Here is an 18,849-nt window from a genome sequence, read left to right as displayed (position 1 = left end):
TCTCAAAAAATAGGAGCCAGGAGAAGCAGGAAAGACAAAAACAGAAAAACAGTCCGGAAAGTTATCTTCCATTATTCTCGTCCTGTACCTCGCGGATTCCGGACAGACATGTCAGCCAGATGAAGCAACAAATTGAAAGCCAATGCAGCAAAGGTCCGATCACTAACTTAAACTCTGCTCACATGTAAACTGTACCTTGTTTCCACATCATACATGCCCTCAAGCTCCTCTTCGGTCAGGAAACCTTTCTCTATAAGTGTGCTGAGCGTCTTCCTGTCAACCGATTCAACAATATCCCAGAGTTCACGCTCCATAAGATAAGGCTTTAACTTCCTGATGTGCCAGAGTTTCCAATCAACCCTCTGCCGCTTTAGCTCCACATGCCCCACTCTCAGGACATCAATTTCCTTTTCTGCAAAGGTATTCATAATGCGGGTCCTGAGTTCTTCCCGCCTCTTTTCAAGAATAGATATTGCAGAAACAAGTTCTTCGTACTCAAGCGCAACATCGGCAAGATCCATCTCTTCAGGGTCCTGCTCACTGATATCAAGTTCCATTTTCCCGTACCCCCGTTCGATCCTTAAACTTAGTATATCTCTTTATCTTGCTCTTTATTCTTTACCGTTTTTTCCTGCTTTCTGTTTTTCTTCTTAAACTGACTTTTTTGCTTGCTGCCATCTCTACTTACTGGCTTTTCCTGTTTCAGTATATGCGGGTAATCAGGTTTATAGCTGCACATTCATGCGGGAATTTATTATAGGATAAAAATTACAGACTGACCTTTCGGTATCTTGACCTGGCTCAGAAATACTTATCGAGTAAAAATCCATCTTAGTTGATAGAAAAGCTTCTTTAGAAAAACTTCCGACAGGCGGGCTTTGAAGCCTCCGGGAAGTCTTTAGAGCTTCTGCAAATTTTATCAGAGAATTTATCGGGGTGGTTCCGTAACATCAGCAAATAACCTTGAGAAAGCAAAAATGAAAGAAGAACTTAGCCTTATCCTCCCGAAGATAAATAACGTACTTGAGTCCGAACCTGCTGTGCTCTGGATTGACCCGAAGCCTGAGGAGTCGATTATGCTTATCGGGGATATCCACGGAGACCTTGATGCCCTTGACTTTGTAATGGGAATGAGAGAAGAACTGGGCTGCAGACAAATGCTTTTTCTGGGAGACTATGTGGACCGCGGGATGCAGGGGACAGAAGTCCTGATAATACTTTTCCGGTTGAAACTTGAAGAGCCGCAAAACATTTTCCTGCTCAGAGGAAACCACGAAACCGTGGATATGAACCTCTATTACGGCTTTTTCGAGGAAATTGGTTTTGACCGGGGTTTTCTCCTGGATATTAGCAGGACATATGACAGGCTGCCGGTAGCAGCGGTGATCTCTGGACAGACCTTCTGCGTACACGGAGGAATCAATGGTACCGAAAGTATCGATACCATCACAAAAGAAGGGGCTTTTCCTTATCTGTGGAATGACCCCTCAAAACGTCCGGGGATGAGCTCTTCATCAAGAGGTTCTACAGTTAAAGAATTCGGGCCGGATATCGTTGATGGCTTTTTGGAAACTAATGGTTTGAAAAGGATTGTACGAGGGCACACAGCCCTCAGGACAGGATACGAATGGTGGTTCGATGGGAAACTGCTTTCCCTTTTTTCCTGCCCGGATTATGTGGGGTTCGGAAATGCTGCTGCTTTTGCTTATATCGAGAAAGGAGAAATAAAAATTATTACCTTTATAAACCGGGACCGATAAGACAGAAATTTCAGCCGGTACAGGTAAAGACACAATCTGATTAAAGCAAAAAAGTCGGGAAAAATAAAAATCGCTCCAGCTGAGTCACTACTTCAAACTGGAGTCTTATAATGCCGGATTGTTAATCGTTTTTGTCTGGATACCAAGATAATAAATTGTTTTGTTCGGTTGAATCAGCCTATTAAATTGAAACTATTAAGTCGAAACATCTGTCAAGTTAAAATATCCTGTTAAGTTGAAACATTTTCCTGATCATCCTTAGTCCAGAATAATCCAGGTCTCGGTCATTTTGCTCCCGATATCCGGATCAAGCTGCATTGCTTTTGTATACTGCACCTTGGCTTCGTCAAAGCGCCTCATTTTTCTCATGAGCAGACCGTAGTTGTAGTGGAGAGGGGGATAATAAGGGTTGAGAGCAAGGGCTTTTTTGTATTCTTCCTCCGCTTCGGGGAAGCGCCCGAGTTCCGAGAGAAGATTGCCGTAACTGTAATGCCCTTCGGCACTTTCAGGGTCAAGACTGAGAGCTTTTTTGTATTCCAGTTCAGCCTCGTACCTTCTTCCGAAGCGGGCAAGAAGGTTTGCATAATTGGAATGAACTTTTGCATCGTTCTGGTCAAGGGCAAGGGCTTCCATATACTGTTCTTCGGCTTCCGAGACTCTGCCTTCCCTTGCGAGGAGGTTCCCGTAGTTGAAAAGAGTTCTCCTGTGCCTGGGGTTAAGGGAAAGAGCCTTCCTGTACTCGACCTCGGCTTCCGAAGAGCGTCCAAGGAAAGAGAGTAAAACACCGAAGTTGTGGTGGAGGCTTGGGTCTTCAGGATCCAGCTTCATGGCAAGCCTGTACTCTTTCTCGGCGTCCCTGAGTCTTCCAAGCTCAAAGAGCAGGTTTGCATATCCGCCTCTGGCAGGGACATAGTCCGGGTTACCGGTAAGGGCTCGCAGGTAACACTCTTCGGCTTCAACTCCATATCCGTATTCGGTAAGGAGGTAAGCGTACCCGGCGTTTGCCTTTACATTTTCAGGCGAGGTTTCAAGTACGGTTTTATACTCATTTTCTGCATCCCGAATCCTTCCGAGCTCTAAAAGAAGTTCAGCATAAGCGCATCTTACATCTGCATTTTCAGGGTTTTCGCTCAGAATTTCACAGTAGCTTGCTTCGGCTTCAGGGGAAAAGCCCAGTACATGTGCTGCAATGCCCAGCGCATAGCAGGAATCTTCGCGGAGTTTCCCGGAAGCCTGCATTAAGCAGACCTTTGCTAAAACGTATTCTTCCATATGCATTTTTTGCTGCCTGCATGCCCTGGAGAGGTCAAGTAAGAGTTGTGGGGAAAAAGCTTTTTCTTTTGAGCTTTCCAGAGCAAAATCGACTGCATAGGAGAGGTTTTTCTGATCGGATCCGATTGTTCCAATTACTTCGTATACGAAATCGTCAATTGCTTCAAAGTCCATTATCCGGCACCTCAGAAAACTGAGTGTTAATTGATTTAGGGGGGTTGTCAGTGTAACATCCGGAGTATAGTTTTCCAATTAATTGAATATATTAGTGAGTGAATAGTGCGTAAGACTATCCGACATAATATTAGTGTTTGAATAGTGCATATGAGAACCAGTATAATATTACAATTATCATATAACACCTTATCCCTTTGAAACCCAAAATAAAACAGTCGATTGCATTGAACGACAGCGTTTTCGTAAAAAAATAGATTTCGCAGGATAAAAAACAAGGATTCAGGACAGGAGAAACGATAAAAATATATAAAGATATATAAAAACATAAAAAATGATACGATGAACCAGATTGAAAAATTGAAGAAGAGATAAATAAAAATACGAATGGAAAAGAAAAGCATATCGAATGATAGTATTGTCTCGATGAGAAGGGACTTAAAAAATTTCGAATAAAGCATAAATCAAACACTGAAAAATTACCGCTTCGTATTAAATTAGGGATAAAATTCGTTTTATATTCAGGTTACATTGCAAGTTACATTGCAGGTTAATTGCTTAGATTGCAGCTTACTTTGTGGGTCAAAAAGTTAATTTCAAAATTACAGGTTTTCAAAAGAGGAAATGTAAAAGCAAAAAACAGGAAAAAACTCTCCGGTCAACCCGAAGTAAATTCAATTGCTTTAAGGGTGGGAAGGCATTAGTCTCAAAAAAGCCTTAATTAGATTCTTATTTTCGATTCTTTTTGCCTATAAAGTCTCGAAGCTACAGGATTAAGCTCCAAAAAACATAGGCTCCAAAAAAACAATATATGAGAACTATACTCTCTTTACTACTTAGAAACTTAAGATGAAATGCTCAGTACTGAAAAAAACAAATAAACGCTTAATAACCATTTAAGGATCTCTGAAACTGACCACCATGTTTCTCAAACTCTTTTCCCTTTTTCTGATTATTCCCCTTGTGGAGATTTATCTCCTGGTTAAGATAGGCGGCATAATCGGAGCTTTTAACACCGTGCTTGTTATTTTGATTACTGCAAGCCTTGGAGCTTACCTGACAAAAAGCCAGGGCTTTCGGGTACTCAACCAGATCCAGGATGCAACAAGACAGGGATATATGCCGGGAAACGAACTCCTGCATGGGCTTTTTGTCCTGATCGGGGGCTTTGCCCTCCTGACCCCCGGTTTTCTAACCGATGCCATAGGTTTTTCCATGTTAATTCCCCCAATCAGAGAAATCTATGTGGGAATTGCAAAAGGAATCATCAGGAAAAAAATAGAGCAGGGCAGCTTCCAGATGCGGGTGTACACGGATTTCAGGTAACCCAGAATTGCGCCTCGGGACAGAAAAACCATAGATTTTTCCTGTAGTTGCGATGTAATCGCAACAGTACGCGGTTCTTTTCGCTGCGCTCAAGAGAACTACGTGTGGATTTTTTATAGACATTCGTACTCAAGAGGGCTAATTTGTAGTTTGAATAGTAAAATTCGCTCAGGCGAACTAAAATAACAGGTCTATCTGACCCTTGCAACATTATTCGCTATCCTGAACCGTTCTTGTCCCGGCAGAGTTGCGGCTCTGCAGTACGCGGTCCTTTTCGCTATGCTCAAGAGGACTAACTTAAAAACAATGGTAAAATAAAGAGACGCAGGAGAGAGGTCTTCCCCAGGAAGAGAAAAAAAGAAGAATAAAGAAGGATAACAGGCCATCAGCTAAAAAAGACTGATGACATCTGCAAGGAAGTAATATGTAAAAGTAATAGGTAAAAGTAACATGGAAAATCGATAACTATCTGCTTCTTTTGCCTTCTTTTGTTCAGGGCCGCCAGACAAGCTGGCGGAGTCATCCTATAAAGCAGAGATTAAAAAACTGTTCCGTGGTCAGAAGAAGTATTTCTTAACCCCATGGCAGACTTCGTCTAGCTTTCGATTACTACATATCGTACCATTATTGAGCTCAGGTTTTCTTTTTTTGCAGCTAGCCGGAAGGCCAAGTTCGATTCTGTTCAGCACATTATAAAAAGAGGGAAAAGACCGGGATATTAAGAAATAATATCTTCCTTTAATAAGAGGCACCCTTACGATTCACATTGCGAATCTTAGAACGCGAATGAGAAAACATAAAGCAACAGCGGTGCCAGAAAAACTGTAATCAAGCCGGCAATTCCTATTGCAAGCCCGCTCATTGCTCCTTCGGTTTCCCCGAGTTCTATTGCCCTCGTTGTCCCGAGAGCGTGGGAAGCTGTGCCGATTGCAATGCCGACTGCAACACTATCGTTTATGCGGAAGCAGCGGCAGATGAATGGGCCAAGCACAGCCCCTATGATTCCCGTTACTATAATTGCAGCCACGGTTATTGCAGGCAGGCCTCCGATCTGTTTTGATATCTCCATTCCAATGGGAGTGGTCACGGATTTCGGGACAAGGGAATTGGTTATCACATCATCAAGCCCGAAAAGGCTGGAGAAGATAAAGATGCTTGAGATACCCGCAATGCAGCCTGCACTTATGCCCGTAATTATGGGAAGAGCATCGCTTTTCAGGAGCCGGATTTTCTTGTAGAGGGGCACGGCAAGGACAACGGTTGCAGGCCCGAGGAAGAAGGAAATATACTCTCCGCCCATGTTGTAGGTTTCAAAATCTATCCCGAAATACAGCAGGAAAAAAATCACGAGTACAAAGCCTATAAGGAGAGGATTGAAGACCGAAGAACGGGCTTTTTTATAGAGCAGAGTCCCTATCTGAAAAGCGGCCAGAGAAAGGAGAATTCCAAAAAGGGGAGTACTGAGAAACTCATTCAGGAAACCGGCCTGCATTTCAGCTCACCTCTTTCATTTGTCTCTCGCATACCTGTGAATTTTCAGGAACTTTCCCTACCTTATTTTCTCCTTTTCCGGAGAAAGAAACATTCTCAGACCTTTTTTGGAGGAACTTTTTGACAAACTCTACTGTCAGCCCGGTTACTCCCAGAATAATCACCGTCGAGATAACGGAAACCCCGATGACTGCGGTCAATTTTCCTTCAAGCACAGCAAAGCAGGTTATAAGGCTGACTCCTGCCGGAAGGAAGAAAAAAGCCAGGTTTTCGAGCAGAAAATCGCTGATCCTGTCTATCATTTCAAGTTTGATAACACCCGAATACAGGCCGAAAAAAAGGATTAACATGCCCAGGATATTGCCCGGAACAGGCAATCCGAAGACCTTTTGAAGGAACTCGCCCAGAAAATATATGCCAAGAATAATCGAAAATTGTTTTAGCAAAACCTTTTTTGCCTCCTGTTGACTGGAACTGGACTAAAGAAATCGGAATATAAATACCTTCTTAGTGATTGGAAAATTATTTGCAGTGTGATCCGGACAGCTGGCACAACCGGGATACACGGACTTCAAATATTTCCTTCGGATACTTCCCCATGTACTTTCCTTCATAACTTTCACATTTCCGATATCTTCGGCACCTTCATGGTACCAACTGACGTTTTCAAAGGGCGCACAATAAATTCATATCGAGCAAACTCCTATTTTCATTGGGTGTTCTGATGGGAGAAAAGCGCTTAGTATACATGGATCACGCCGCTACCACTTTCACAAAACCGGAAGTGGTTGAAACTATGCTGCCTTTTTTGAAAGAACATTTCGGCAATCCTTCTTCCCTCTACTCGATCGGGAGAGAAGCCAGGGAAGCTGTGGAAACTGTAAGGGAAAAGCTTGCAAAGGCTCTTGGGGCCAGGCCCGAAGAGATATATTTTACTTCAGGGGGAACCGAATCGGACAACTGGGCTGTCAAAGGCACTGCTTTTGCCAGGCAGAAGAAAGGAAAGCACATAATCACCACGCCAATCGAACACCATGCAGTGCTTTACCCCTGCGAGTATCTGGAAACAAAGGGCTTTGACGTAACCTATCTGCCTGTGGACCGATACGGGCTTGTGGATCCTGCAGAGGTGGAAGCCGCAATAAGAAAGGATACCATCCTTATCTCGGTCATGTATGCCAATAATGAAATCGGGACAATCGAGCCTATTTTAGAGGCAGGGAAGGTTGCCAGGGAACACGGGATTCCCTTTCATACCGACGCCGTACAGGTAATAGGGAAGGTCCCCCTTGACCTGCAGGGAGAACATAAGGATGTGGACATGCTCTCCCTTTCCTCGCATAAATTTTACGGGCCAAAAGGGATCGGAGCCCTCTACATAAGAGAAGGGACAGAAATTGACAATTACATGCACGGGGGCGCGCAGGAGAGGGGAAAACGCGCGGGGACGGAGAATGTTGCAGGGATCGTAGGCATGGGAAAGGCGATAGAACTTGCAACTGCAAACATCGAAACACATAATGAAAAGCTCAGGAAAATGAGAGCCCGTCTCATGGCCGGAATCCTTGAAATTCCTTACTGCAGGCTCAACGGGCATCCGGAAAAACGTCTTCCTGGGAACCTGAACTTCAGTTTTGAACATATCGAAGGAGAGTCCTTGCTGCTTATGCTTGACCAGATGGGGATCTGCTGTTCAACAGGCAGCGCCTGCTCTTCGGGTTCCTCTGAGCCTTCGCATGTGTTAAGGGCAATAGGCATACCTCCGAAAACCGCCCAGGGCACGCTGCGCCTGACCCTTGGGGATGCAAATTCCGAAGAAGATATCGACTATGTCCTCGAAGTGCTGCCTGAGGTCGTTGGAAAATTGAGGGCCATATCTCCATTCTACAGGCCGGAAAGCGAATGTGAAAAACAATATAGAGGCACGTAAGCATATGGAAACGACATAGAGTTTTGACTGACGAAAGTCGGGAATACAGCTCATGAAAATTGAAAATACGGCTGATGGAAACCGAGAATTCTTAGAAAACGACAGCAATTCAGGAAATCAGGGAAAAGCGAGGGAGTTTTATGTACAATAAAAAGGTGATGGACCATTTTATGAATCCGAGAAACGTGGGGGAAATAGAGGATGCCGACGGCATCGGAGAAGCCGGAAACCCTCATGGGGACCAGATGAAAATTTTCCTGAAAATCCGGGACAACAGGATTGAAGATGTAAAGTTCAAGACATTTGGCTGTGCAGCAGCAATCGCATCCAGCAGCATGGCAACCGAATTGATAAAAGGCAAAACCCTTGAAGAAGCCTGGGAGCTTACAAACGAAGACGTGGCTGAAGCGCTTGAGGGCCTGCCTCCGGGAAAACTGGAGTGTTCGGTAGTGTCCAGGGAAGCTACCCACAGGGCAATCAATGACTACCGCAAAAAGCAGGGGCTTGAACCTCTTCCGGAGCAGGCCTGAAAGAAACGCAGAAACTCATGTAAAGTCTACTTAATACCTTTCAGGTAAAGTCTCCTTAGTATCTTTAATCTAAAGTCCCCTGAATATATTTCATGAAACGTCTCCCGAGGATCTTTATCGTAAACTTGATCATAAGGGTACCAGATCATACCCTATGAAAAAAATAGGGATCGCGATCACCGACCCGGAAGACTGGACAGCCCGGGCACTCATCAATGCAGCGAAGGAAAAAGGCTTTTTTCCTTTTGTTCTTGACCTCAGGACAGCAGAGGTCAGTATAAGTTCAAAAACTTCCGGGACGGCAGCTTTTTTTAAAGCAGGAGAAATACTGCTCTCGGACCTTGATGCCCTTATTGTCAGAGATGTGGGAGCAGGGGCTTTTGAAGGAGTGTCTTTCAGGTTTGATATCATGAGGGAACTGGAGGCAGGAGGAGTTCCGGTTATAAACTCTCCGGAAGCAGTCCAGAATGCGGCAAACAAGTACCATACTTCTTATCTTCTGGCAAAAGCCGGGTTGCCAGTACCTGAAACTGTAGCCGTACAGAGTGTTGAGGCAGCCTTAAGGGTAGCATCCCGTTTTGGAGATGCCGTCATAAAACCTGTTTTTGGGTACAAGGGAAAAGATATTGCAAGGATAAAGGACGGAGAAATCCGGTTTTCAGACCGAAAAACGGAGCCTATGCCTGTGGAAGCGACTCTTGAAAAACTGCTTGAAGAGCGGGGAATGCTGTATATACAGGAGTTTATAGAAAATCCGGGGAGGGACATAAGGGCTTTTGTTGTGGGAGGCACTTCCATAGGTGCAATTTACAGAAAAGCTGCTGCGGGTTCCTGGGTAAATAACCTCAGCCAGGGAGGAAGTGCGGACCGATGTGTACTTACAGGGGAACAGAAAGAAATTGCGGAAAAAGCTGCCCTTGCAGTAGGCACGACATTTGCAGGTATTGATATAATAGAAGGGGCCGAAGTTCAAACGGACAGTGAAAATAAAAAAACTGAAGATGGAAGCACTGACAATAAACAGGGTTTCAGGATACTTGAAGTCAACGGAACGCCTTCAGGAAAAGGGATTTTTGATGCATGGGGAATTAACCCCGCCGAATATATCCTGGAATACCTGCAAAATATTTTATGAAATAGCTATAAATGTTAAGGAAGATAGTATAACATATTTTAGAAAGATGTTAAATAGAGGTATTCTCAAGTCTGTTAAGCATCCCAACATCTGCAAACTATTCCAGATCTGCAAACTATTCCAGATCTGTAGGCTATCCGAGATCCGTAAATCTTAGAAAGACTCTGAGGAAACCTGAAAGAAACTCTCAAACTCGGCCCGGAAAGGCTGCACAGAAAACATTTAAGATATAGGTTGACCTTGATATGCCCGAGGAAAAGGATGAGCGAATACAAACAGTGTATAGTTACCCGGGACGACCTGAAACTTTCCAAAGGTAAATTTGCCGTACAGGTGGCTCATGCCGCTCTTTCTGCGGCTGAATGGGCTAGCAAGAGCGACCTTGAAAAATGGAAGGAAGGAGGACAAAAAAAAGTTGTCCTGAAAGTTCCCACCCTTAAGGACCTGTATGAGCTTAAGGAAAAAGCAAGGCGGGAAGGGCTTCCGACAGCCCTGATACAGGACGCGGGCCTTACTGAAATTCCCCCCGGGACAGTCACGGTGCTCGGAATCGGTCCGGCAAAAGAAGAGATTATAGACAAGGTTACGCGGGATCTCAAACTTGTTTAATTGCCCTGCAAAAAGGATTGAACCCGTTATAGAAAAGAGAGTAGAACCCATTATAAAACCATTATAAAAAAGAGAGTAGAGGATACCTGAAGAGATATTTTCACGGACAGAAAAAAGTTCTGCCTGTTATTCTATTCAGGAGGGTGTCAATGAATAACCCGGAGTTTTCAGAAAAAAACGCACCAGAAAAAAATATACCCTCGATAATTGCGGTCCTATTTATTTGTCTTGTACTTGTTACAATTACCGGGTTTCTCTTTTCGGACTCGGTTGGCAATTTTACGAATGAGTTAAAAGGTTATCTTGGACTGGGTGCAGAGTCCGAAATCTCTGAAGAGGCATTCATACCTGACATAGCTTCTTTTACTTTTCCTGCGGTCCCTTCGTACTCCACTTCAAATAAAGAACTTACTCCAGTCCTGAGAACCCCGCTGCAACCCGGTTTTTCTCTGAGTAGCAATTATCAGACCTCGGAGTTTTACCAGGGAGGGGTAAGTTATGTTAAAATCGGCATTAAAAACGAAGGCCGAAACCCGATCTTTATTGACAGGTACGGAGTTTCGGTTAACGCCTCCACAAGCCGGATTTATTCCGAAGACTGCGGAGTTTTGATTGTTCCGGGGGAAGAGCGAAATCTCGGAGTAATTGCAGTTCAGGTCCCTGAAGAAGAAAAAGCCAGCATCAGCATAGTCCTCTGGCTACTCGCCTCGACCTCGGAAGGGAAATGGCACGAATATGAGCCCTATTTTATGAACGGAATAGTAACCGATCTAAAGCCGATGCCCGAAAAAATTACTCCGAAATACAGATACAATCCTGATTATTACTTTAAAACAATAAATCGACTTGTAGAGCCGTCCGAACCGGACGTAAGGGCCAGAGCAGCCGAAGTAGCCCGCTCATATCCCGGAGCCTACAATATATATCAGGTCTGCGCCCTCTTTGACATGGTAAAGGAAGATATCGAATATGTGAGTGACCCGAGGGGTAATGACATATGGGAGCCAGCCAATGTCACTCTGAGGATAGGAGCCGGAGACTGTGAGGATCAGGCAATTCTTCTTTCATCCCTGATCGAAGCTGTGGGAGGTACTACCCGGGTCTACCTGACAGACAACCATGCCTTTGCAGCGGCTTACATCGGGAACGGATCCAGCGCAGTTGAAGCCGAAGTTAAAGGAGTAAGAGCTTATTACGGAAATGTTGACGTAAACTACCTGACCGACGAATATGGCTCCTGGCTTATGCTCGACCCGACTTCCAGCCTTTATGCAGGCGGACTTCCCGGAAAAACAGCCCAGACAAAGGTCAAGGCAGTCGGGGAAAATGAAACTTACAGGAGCTGGACCTTCATAAACACGAGCAGCGTAAAAGTGATTGATATCAGTCCCGGGGATTGAGATAAGTTAAAGATGTTAAGAATCTTCTCCCGCTGTCAGGAAGAAAATATATATGGGGAGGGGGTCTGCATCAGATAATCATCCAATTACCTTTTAATCAGCAGCTCTTACCTTTTTAATTCATGTTCAAAAAATCCAGCCTTAAATTTTACCTGTTTATAAAGAGGAGTGTTTGCAACCCATGGAAGTTCCAGAAATTGAAAAACAGATTGGAATAAATCTGTACTCCACTGATACCGAAGGCCTCGGAGGGCAACTCCGCCAGGAAGTGGAGGATTTTATTGTCAAAGAGATCACGAATAGAGAGGAAGGAAAGGATGGGAAGTACCTGATCCTCGAACTCACAAAACGCGACTGGGATACCCACCACTTTACCCGGACCCTGGCGAAAATCCTGCAGATAAGCCAGAAGCGGATAAGTGTTGCAGGCACAAAAGACAAGCGAGCTCTCACCACCCAGAAGATCAGCATTTTTGATGTTGATGCCCCGGAAATTGAAAAAATCCACTTAAAAGACGTGGAGCTGAAAGTCCTGGGCCGCTCCCGGAAGTCCGTGGAACTGGGGGACCTGTGGGGAAATGAGTTCGTAATTACAATCCGGGACATAGCCAGTTCTCCCGAAAAGACCGGAGCCATGCTCGAGAAAACAAATAGTGAAGTCCTGGCCCAGGGAGGAGTCCCGAACTTCTTCGGGATTCAGCGTTTCGGTTCTGTCCGCCCCGTGACTCACCTGGTAGGAAAAGCCATTGTTGAAGGAGACTTTGAAAAAGCTGCCATGCTCTACATTGCCGAACCCTTCCCGGAAGAACCCGAGGAGACAAAAGCAGCCCGCCAGTTCGTGAAGGAGACCCGCGACTTCAGGGAAGGCCTCAAAACCTATCCCCTCCGCCTGGGCCATGAAAGGGCAATGATGAACCACCTGATCTCAAACCCGGAAGACTATTCCGGAGCCTTCGGCGTGCTCCCTAAAAACCTGTACAGGATGTTCGTACACGCCTACCAGTCTTATATTTATAATATGATCCTCTGCCGCAGGATCGAAAGCGGCATCCCCTTAAATAAGGCAGTGGAAGGGGATATCGTCTGCTTCAGGAACGAAGCCGGGCTTCCGGACTCTTCAAAGACTGAAAAAGTCAGCTCTGAAACCGTAAACGCAATGAACCGCCTGATAAAGCACGGAAGAGCCTTCATAACCGCTCCTCTTCCGGGTTTTAATACTGAATTTGCATCCGGGGTTCCCGGAGAAATCGAAAGTAAAGTCCTTAAAGAACTTGGAGTTTCTCTTGAGGGCTTTAATGTAGAAGAGTTCCCGGAAATGAGTTCGAAAGGCACCCGCAGGGAAGTCCTCCTGCAGGTTGAACCGAAGTTTGAGGTTGCAGAGGACGAGCTGAACCCCGGAAAATCAAAGGCAGTTCTGGAATTCATGCTCCCCAAGGGAAGTTATGCTACAACCGTGCTGCGGGAATACATGAAAGTAGACCCGCTGCAGATGAGCTGATATACTTAGAACTCAAAACAAACCAGACTAAAGAAAAATCAGCCCGCAGAAAAAAAGGCTGCTAAGTAGAGCAGCTTTCTACTCTTTTTATCAGGCAAGCAGCCGGTTTCCAAAAACCGTGCCCACCAAAACTCAACGAAATTGAGATACCGTTTTTGCCCCTTGAAGTTTGGGTTCTTGAACTCCATATTCCGGGAGATATTTAAACCTTTATCCAGGAGAATTGCAGGTTAAAAATCAAACTGTTTGAGAATACGGAACTAAAACTTCTTTTGTTGTTTTTCCAAATACCGTCTTTGATGCGCTTTCTATTCCCTTCTCTTCTGATGTCTCTTCTTCTGATGTGTCATCAAATACCTCCTCTGCTTCTTCCTCTAATATGTCATGTAATTTAAAACATTTGAAATTTTTAGACTGTAATATGACAGCAACGTTTTTGTCATAAAACGTTGCTATTTCTCTGTTTTTTAGCTTGCGTGCCTGAACAATTTAATTTTGTGAGGCCTTTTTACATTGATGATTTTCTAAATTATAGCCATCAGGCAGATATCCGTGATCAACCCCTGATGTATCTATGCCCGCAATGAGAATGTCTGGTTATGATGGACTCGGAAAAAGGGTGATGTAGTTTTTGTCCCTTTTTGACACCGTGATCCCTAACTTCCTTATTCAGGGAGTCCTGAGGCAAGGTTCACAGGGGCATGAAAGCCCATTTTAGTTGTTGGGAGTTTATGCAACCTCAGAAGCAAGGCAGTTATCTTCCTTACTTACATGTTTTCCATTCCTGAGAAAAACAAACTCCTTCCAGAGCAATCCCATTACGGCCATAAACATCAGGAATTCCGCAGCAGGGGTTGCGAGCCAGACTCCTTCAAGGCCCAGTAAAGTGGGTAAAATCCAGAGCAGGGGAAGGAGGAAGAGAAAAACCGTTCCGAGCTGGATGAAAAGAGCCTGCCTGACTTTATTTATCGACTGGAAATATACGGAACCCAGCATAACCGTCCCGTGGGTAAGAAGGGCAAACACAAAAATCTTCATGCCGTTAAGAGTAATTTCCAGGAGTTCGGGGCTGTCGCGGTTGAAAATGAGGATAAATGGTTCCGGATACATGAAAAGAAGCACGAAACCAATCACTCCGGCTGCGAGGCAGGAGATTACAGCTATCTTCAAGATTTCTGCAACCCGGGAATAACAACGGGCCCCGTAATTAAAACCGATTATGGGCTGGGCACCTACTGCTATTCCTTCAAAGATAAGGGAGAAGATCGAGAAAATATAACCGATAATTCCATAGCCTGAAACTGCGAGTTCCGAGCCATAACTGAGCAGCATGTACTCGTTCGCAATGAGCAGGACGAAAGTTGAAAACTGCATTGCAAAGGAAGGAAGGCCTGTTTTCATGATTCTGAGAATTATTCTCGACTCCAGAGAGAGGGACCGGAGTTTTAGCCTTATCCCGGCCCATCCGCTGAAAAAATATAGGGCTAGCAGAATTCCGGAAAAGGAAAAAGCAATTACTGTGGCTACGGCAGCCCCTGTGACCCCCATTTCCATCCGCATGACAAATATGTAGTCAAGAACCATGTTTATGAGAACACTCGCCACGACAGATATCATAGCAAGTCTTGGTTTCCCATCATTTCGTACCAGGGGATCGAGAGCAATGGAAAGAATCAGGAGTACCGAGCCTGAGAATAGGACTCTAAGGTAACTATTTGCCATGTCAAAGGCCGGGCCAGAAGCTCCCAGGAGGCGAAGATAAGAACCCGAGAAGACAAGCCCGATGGCGGTGAGACCTATTCCCGCAAGCAGGAGCAGGGGAAAAGCATTATGTATGAGCTTGAGGGCTTCCTGCCGATTAGCCCTGCCAAGGGCCAGGGCCACAAGGCTTGAAGTCCCGATCCCGATCAGCTGTCCCACAGCAATTATGGCCAGAAGTGCAGGAAACGCAAGAGTTATACCTGCAAGCCCCTGGCTGCCCACAGCATTCCCGACAAAAAAACCGTCAATAACTCCCTGGATCCCGGCAACAATCAACCCGATGATTGCCGGGAGAACGAATTTCAGGAAAAGCTTTCCGAGACTTTCAGACCTCATTTCCCGTTCATCGGTCATACTTTTTCCTCATCAATCCCACCAGCGATTTTCTCAAAGATTCTCACCAAAACTTTAAATTTATCTCCATCCAGAACTTTCCGTGTCATTTCAAAAAACCTCATATCGGTTCAGTATTTGGTCCAAACTACCTTTTTTCCTTTATCGGCGAGCTCAAGCAGGTAGACTCTTCCGTCCTTTTGGGAAGCTTTTGCTTTCAACAGGGCTTATTCCACAATTTTAGAAACCATGTTGCTGGCAAGGGGTTTTCCATGGCCTTTGCCAGTTGGAAAATCGTGTAATTGCTCAGGAAATTAATTTTCCTGACATAGAGGAAACATTACAGCTGATATCGCTGCATCCCTCTGAAAATTTATATTCTTTAATTTTTTTGATATAACGGTCCACAATTTCAAGAAACCTGAAATATTCCGTTTTTGCTCACCATAAATAAAAAAAGGGGTGGTTATTTAGGCTAACTACTATATAAGATCTTCTTTAACTAAAAAATAAAATTGGTAAATTCTCCTCGAATTCAGGGATAAGTTCCATAGAAAGAGACTGGGAAAAAGACGACGGGACTCAGGTTTTAGACTTTCTACAGGCGAATGCAAACATAAAAACGCCCATAAATGTGAAAATCAATCTGCTATAGAGGAAATCATCGGGCAGAATATAAGGTATTGGACCCTCCTGGACCCCTAGATGCCAGCGTAGTGGCCACGAAAGGAAATTATTTCCGAAAAGATCAAACCATGAAGGGAGCCTCGGATTAAAAAATCCAAGAAACAGCACAAGAGGCAAAAGAGGGTAAAGCAGTCTGGAATGGATTCTCCCGACCGCCAGAGAAAGCCCCAATACAAAGATCTGGGAAGGTAACAGGAATAACAGCAAGGGCAGCATGAACTCAGCATAATCATAGAAATTAAAGTACCGGACATAATATACAAAACTCAATAAAAGAGGAAAAAAAGCAGCAAATACGAAAACAACCGTGATTGCCAAGGCTTTTAGCAGATAATATTCTGGCTCGGAAAGCGGGGTAGAGAATATGATATTTCGAACCGCAACTTCCTTTTCCGAAAAAACGGACATGCAGAGAAGGACAAGGATAACGGATAAAAGTGGTCCTATAAGGGAGAGGAATTCCGAATACGTCCATTTTGAGAAAGGAGCGGTCCCGTCTGTTCCCCCGGATACAAAACTCGTCAGGATGTAAGAGGCAAACAGCGACTCGATGAGGACCATGTAAAAATATTTTTTATTATATGCCAGTCTCAAAACTTCATATTTCAAGACTCTCAACAGCTTATGGAAAGTATTGTTGGGGAAATTATTTGTTGTGAGCTTATTCATCTAAAACCACCCCCTCTTCTGCAGTTATTTCTGCTTCCGTTCCTCCCCCTTTTACCGGATTCTCATCAAGCTCGGCTTCACTCAACCCTATTGAAGAAAGGAATTCCTCATAAGAGAGGGGTTTAAACCTGTACTCCGCATAAACATCCGATAACTCTATAAAAAATGACTCTTCCCCGAGTAGCTCTTCAGCTCTCAACAGGAGCAGAGGCATCTTAGAATATAGCTCTACTTTTCGAGCTTCCATCTCATACTTTTGTCTCTGCTTCTCAGGCAGGTTTTCCAGCATTTTCGGATTCGCATAATAATAACTGTTTTCCATAGAGTCGACCCCACCTCTCCACATTGCCAGGAAATACGCCGATGCATAGGAACCAAACTCATCTGTTACGTATTTGTAGGCCAGGTAATCTGCAAGCCCTTCCGAAGACCAGGGAGAGTTTTCCTCCACGAGAACTCCCGTCCCCCACCACTGATGAGCAATTTCATGGGCTAACAGGTCCATATCCCCAACAAAGGTGATGTCTTCAAGAAAGGTGGGATCGGGAGAAAGGCTGTCGGAATCTCCTCCAATTTTCCTATCCAGTTCTCTGTTAAACACATATTCTGAAACCGTTACGATATTCAGGGTTGAATGCCCACCGGTCTTGTAGATAGAACTTTCTACTATTTTTAAAGGGTATTCCTGATACGGATAACTGCCTATGTTTTTTTCATAATAAGAAACAATATTTATTAAATAGTTTTCAATTCCCAGGGCTTCTATATACGCCCTGTGTTTCGGACTGTAATAGAACTCAATCTCAGTATTGCCAGCCAGCAGCTTTTTTACTGCGTAGTTCCCTGCAAAGACTCCGGGAGAAAAATCATTGGAAAGAGCACTGTATTCCCAGGTTTTTCGGTCATGCTCTTCCAGAACTCCGGTTAACTTCCCGGGAACGACCATTACCAGGTTCTTCGGAGCCGTGACAGAACCCTCGATCCCTATCATCTCATTTGAACCGGTCAGGGGTTCAAAAATCCAATGGGAGTTTTCCAGCAGGTATATACTCTCCTCCGAAATATAACCCGGAAAGCCAGGTACAAAAGGAGATTTGAGGCTGCCTGCGTAGCTGATATCTATGGTAACGTTTCTGGATTCGGCAGGGACTCCCAAACGTATCCTGTCCGTTCCTTCTATAATCTTATAGGAAGCGGGAGCTTCAACTCCATTTACAATCAGTCTATTTATATGAAGCCCTGGATTTGTGACGAAATCAATATATTCAGTACCCGCTTCTTTTTCAAATTCATAGAGTACCCTGGCCGAAAGGCTCTGGTTTACAGGGAAGAACTGAACATTAGAGGAAACATGAGTTAGTTTTACGTTTTCGTTTACCTTAAGTTCGGTTTCGAACACACTGTCATTTCGGCTAATATAAGGTTCGTTGATATAGACCAGCAGAGAAGCGCCCAGAAGCAGCAGGACCAGAAAAGGAATCCAGAACTGCTTTGCATTGAGCTTCAAAGACAAAACCAGATTTGATTCATATCGTCTTCTGCACAGCAGCCCTAAAGTAAAAATTCCGGTAGAAACAAAAATCCAGAGAAGACGGTTGTAGAGTACAAACTTAAAAACCGGGAGGAGCCCTCCGAAGTCCGAATACATCACTGCCGAAGTCTGAACCCATTTTAACAGGTAATTTGAGCTGCCTATACTCATGAAAAAAAGAATACAGTATACAAGAAAAGAAATATCCAGGTTTTCCGTAATCAGGTAAAGTCCACTGCAGATCAGGACTGTAAAAAAGATTCCTGCAAGCGTAATTACCAGCAGACTGGACAGAGAAACTCCGGGATCAAATGGAATTTCCAGGACAAAAACCTGGACTGCATATAAGGCAATTGACCCCAGCACTACCGTAAAAATCCCCAAAGAGAGAATTGCTGCCGTACGGAACACCAGCAACTGAGAATAATTACAGGAAGTATTCAAAAGGCTCGTGCTGTTCTGCCGGTGGTCTTTGCTGAGCAGCATAAGCGTCAGCACTGCAAAGAGGAGGGATCCGGCTATTGCTGCGTATTGTGCAGGTCCGAGAGCTACGGTAAAAGAGGTTTTTGCAAGCCCCATCAGGCTCCGCTCATTCGTATAATCGATAGCATTCAGTCCCAGAACTGTAGCCAGAACGGGTAAGAATATGGATATCAGTGCCAGCTTTGATCTGGAAGTCAGCATGATTTCATTGAAAAGAAAGAAGAAACCTGACAAAAAAGGAATTCGATTTGCCATTTTAC

General features: G+C 44.5%; 15 protein-coding genes. 8 read left to right on the top strand and 7 right to left on the bottom strand.

Translation table 11 applies throughout. The features are described 5' to 3' along the window. Positions 1-167 precede the first annotated feature (167 nt). Positions 168-557, bottom strand: a complete 390-nt coding sequence (locus tag ACSAZL_RS05570) for a hypothetical protein (protein ID WP_440947721.1) — start codon at positions 555-557, stop codon at positions 168-170. A 420-nt stretch (positions 558-977) separates the two neighbouring features. Between ACSAZL_RS05570 and ACSAZL_RS05565 the strand changes: the two genes are divergently transcribed. Beyond that, entirely contained in the window at positions 978-1,760 is a 783-nt protein-coding gene (locus ACSAZL_RS05565) for a metallophosphoesterase (RefSeq protein WP_440947720.1), read from the top strand. A 258-nt stretch (positions 1,761-2,018) separates the two neighbouring features. On the opposite strand, the gene ACSAZL_RS05560 is transcribed toward ACSAZL_RS05565, so the two are convergent. Then, positions 2,019-3,206 (bottom strand): tetratricopeptide repeat protein, encoded by a 1,188-nt coding sequence (locus ACSAZL_RS05560; RefSeq protein ID WP_440947719.1) that lies wholly within the window; start codon positions 3,204-3,206, stop codon positions 2,019-2,021. Between the two features lie 921 nt (positions 3,207-4,127). On the opposite strand from ACSAZL_RS05560, the gene ACSAZL_RS05555 reads away from it, so the two are divergent. After that, a complete protein-coding gene (locus ACSAZL_RS05555) occupies positions 4,128-4,532 on the top strand; it encodes an FxsA family protein (protein WP_440947718.1) in 405 nt (134 codons plus the stop codon). Positions 4,533-5,307: 775 nt separating this feature from the next. Here ACSAZL_RS05555 and ACSAZL_RS05550 read toward each other — a convergent pair. Further along, the gene (locus ACSAZL_RS05550) at positions 5,308-6,024 is read right to left on the bottom strand and encodes an LrgB family protein (RefSeq protein ID WP_440947717.1); all 717 of its coding nucleotides are present in this window, start codon (positions 6,022-6,024) and stop codon (positions 5,308-5,310) included. Position 6,025: 1 nt separating this feature from the next. Continuing rightward, positions 6,026-6,469: a CidA/LrgA family protein gene (locus ACSAZL_RS05545; protein ID WP_440947716.1), complete on the bottom strand. Its 444-nt coding sequence runs from the start codon at positions 6,467-6,469 to the stop codon at positions 6,026-6,028. Between the two features lie 278 nt (positions 6,470-6,747). On the opposite strand from ACSAZL_RS05545, the gene nifS reads away from it, so the two are divergent. The 6 genes from nifS (at position 6,748) to truD (ending at position 13,125) form a co-directional block, all read left to right on the top strand. Then, complete coding sequence (gene nifS / locus ACSAZL_RS05540) at positions 6,748-7,953, top strand: cysteine desulfurase NifS (RefSeq protein WP_440947715.1); 1,206 nt, start codon at positions 6,748-6,750, stop codon at positions 7,951-7,953. 140 nt (positions 7,954-8,093) lie between these two features. Beyond that, complete coding sequence (gene nifU / locus ACSAZL_RS05535) at positions 8,094-8,483, top strand: Fe-S cluster assembly scaffold protein NifU (RefSeq protein WP_440947714.1); 390 nt, start codon at positions 8,094-8,096, stop codon at positions 8,481-8,483. Between the two features lie 154 nt (positions 8,484-8,637). After that, a complete protein-coding gene (gene mptN, locus ACSAZL_RS05530; protein ID WP_440947713.1) occupies positions 8,638-9,618 on the top strand; it encodes a tetrahydromethanopterin:alpha-L-glutamate ligase in 981 nt (326 codons plus the stop codon). Between the two features lie 261 nt (positions 9,619-9,879). After that, positions 9,880-10,227 carry a peptidyl-tRNA hydrolase Pth2 gene (gene pth2, locus ACSAZL_RS05525; RefSeq protein ID WP_048140301.1) on the top strand — a complete coding sequence of 116 codons (348 nt, stop codon included), beginning with the start codon at positions 9,880-9,882 and terminating at the stop codon, positions 10,225-10,227. A 149-nt stretch (positions 10,228-10,376) separates the two neighbouring features. Beyond that, positions 10,377-11,627, top strand: a complete 1,251-nt coding sequence (locus ACSAZL_RS05520) for a transglutaminase-like domain-containing protein (protein ID WP_440947712.1) — start codon at positions 10,377-10,379, stop codon at positions 11,625-11,627. A gap of 181 nt (positions 11,628-11,808) precedes the next feature. Next, positions 11,809-13,125 carry a tRNA pseudouridine(13) synthase TruD gene (gene truD / locus ACSAZL_RS05515; RefSeq protein ID WP_440947711.1) on the top strand — a complete coding sequence of 439 codons (1,317 nt, stop codon included), beginning with the start codon at positions 11,809-11,811 and terminating at the stop codon, positions 13,123-13,125. A gap of 729 nt (positions 13,126-13,854) precedes the next feature. On the opposite strand, the gene ACSAZL_RS05510 is transcribed toward truD, so the two are convergent. The 3 genes from ACSAZL_RS05510 to ACSAZL_RS05500 form a co-directional block, all read right to left on the bottom strand. After that, positions 13,855-15,240, bottom strand: coding sequence for an MATE family efflux transporter (locus tag ACSAZL_RS05510; RefSeq protein WP_440947710.1), 1,386 nt, complete (start codon positions 15,238-15,240; stop codon positions 13,855-13,857). 561 nt (positions 15,241-15,801) lie between these two features. Then, positions 15,802-16,575 carry a hypothetical protein gene (locus ACSAZL_RS05505; RefSeq protein ID WP_440947709.1) on the bottom strand — a complete coding sequence of 258 codons (774 nt, stop codon included), beginning with the start codon at positions 16,573-16,575 and terminating at the stop codon, positions 15,802-15,804. Further along, the gene (locus tag ACSAZL_RS05500) at positions 16,568-18,844 is read right to left on the bottom strand and encodes a M1 family aminopeptidase (protein ID WP_440947708.1); all 2,277 of its coding nucleotides are present in this window, start codon (positions 18,842-18,844) and stop codon (positions 16,568-16,570) included. Before ACSAZL_RS05500 ends, ACSAZL_RS05505 begins: the two co-directional genes overlap by 8 nt. Between the last annotated feature and the right edge of the window lie 5 nt (positions 18,845-18,849).

Source organism: Methanosarcina mangrovi, assembly GCF_052057765.1.
Lineage (GTDB): Archaea > Halobacteriota > Methanosarcinia > Methanosarcinales > Methanosarcinaceae > Methanosarcina.
This window is presented reverse-complemented; position numbering and strand designations above follow the sequence as displayed.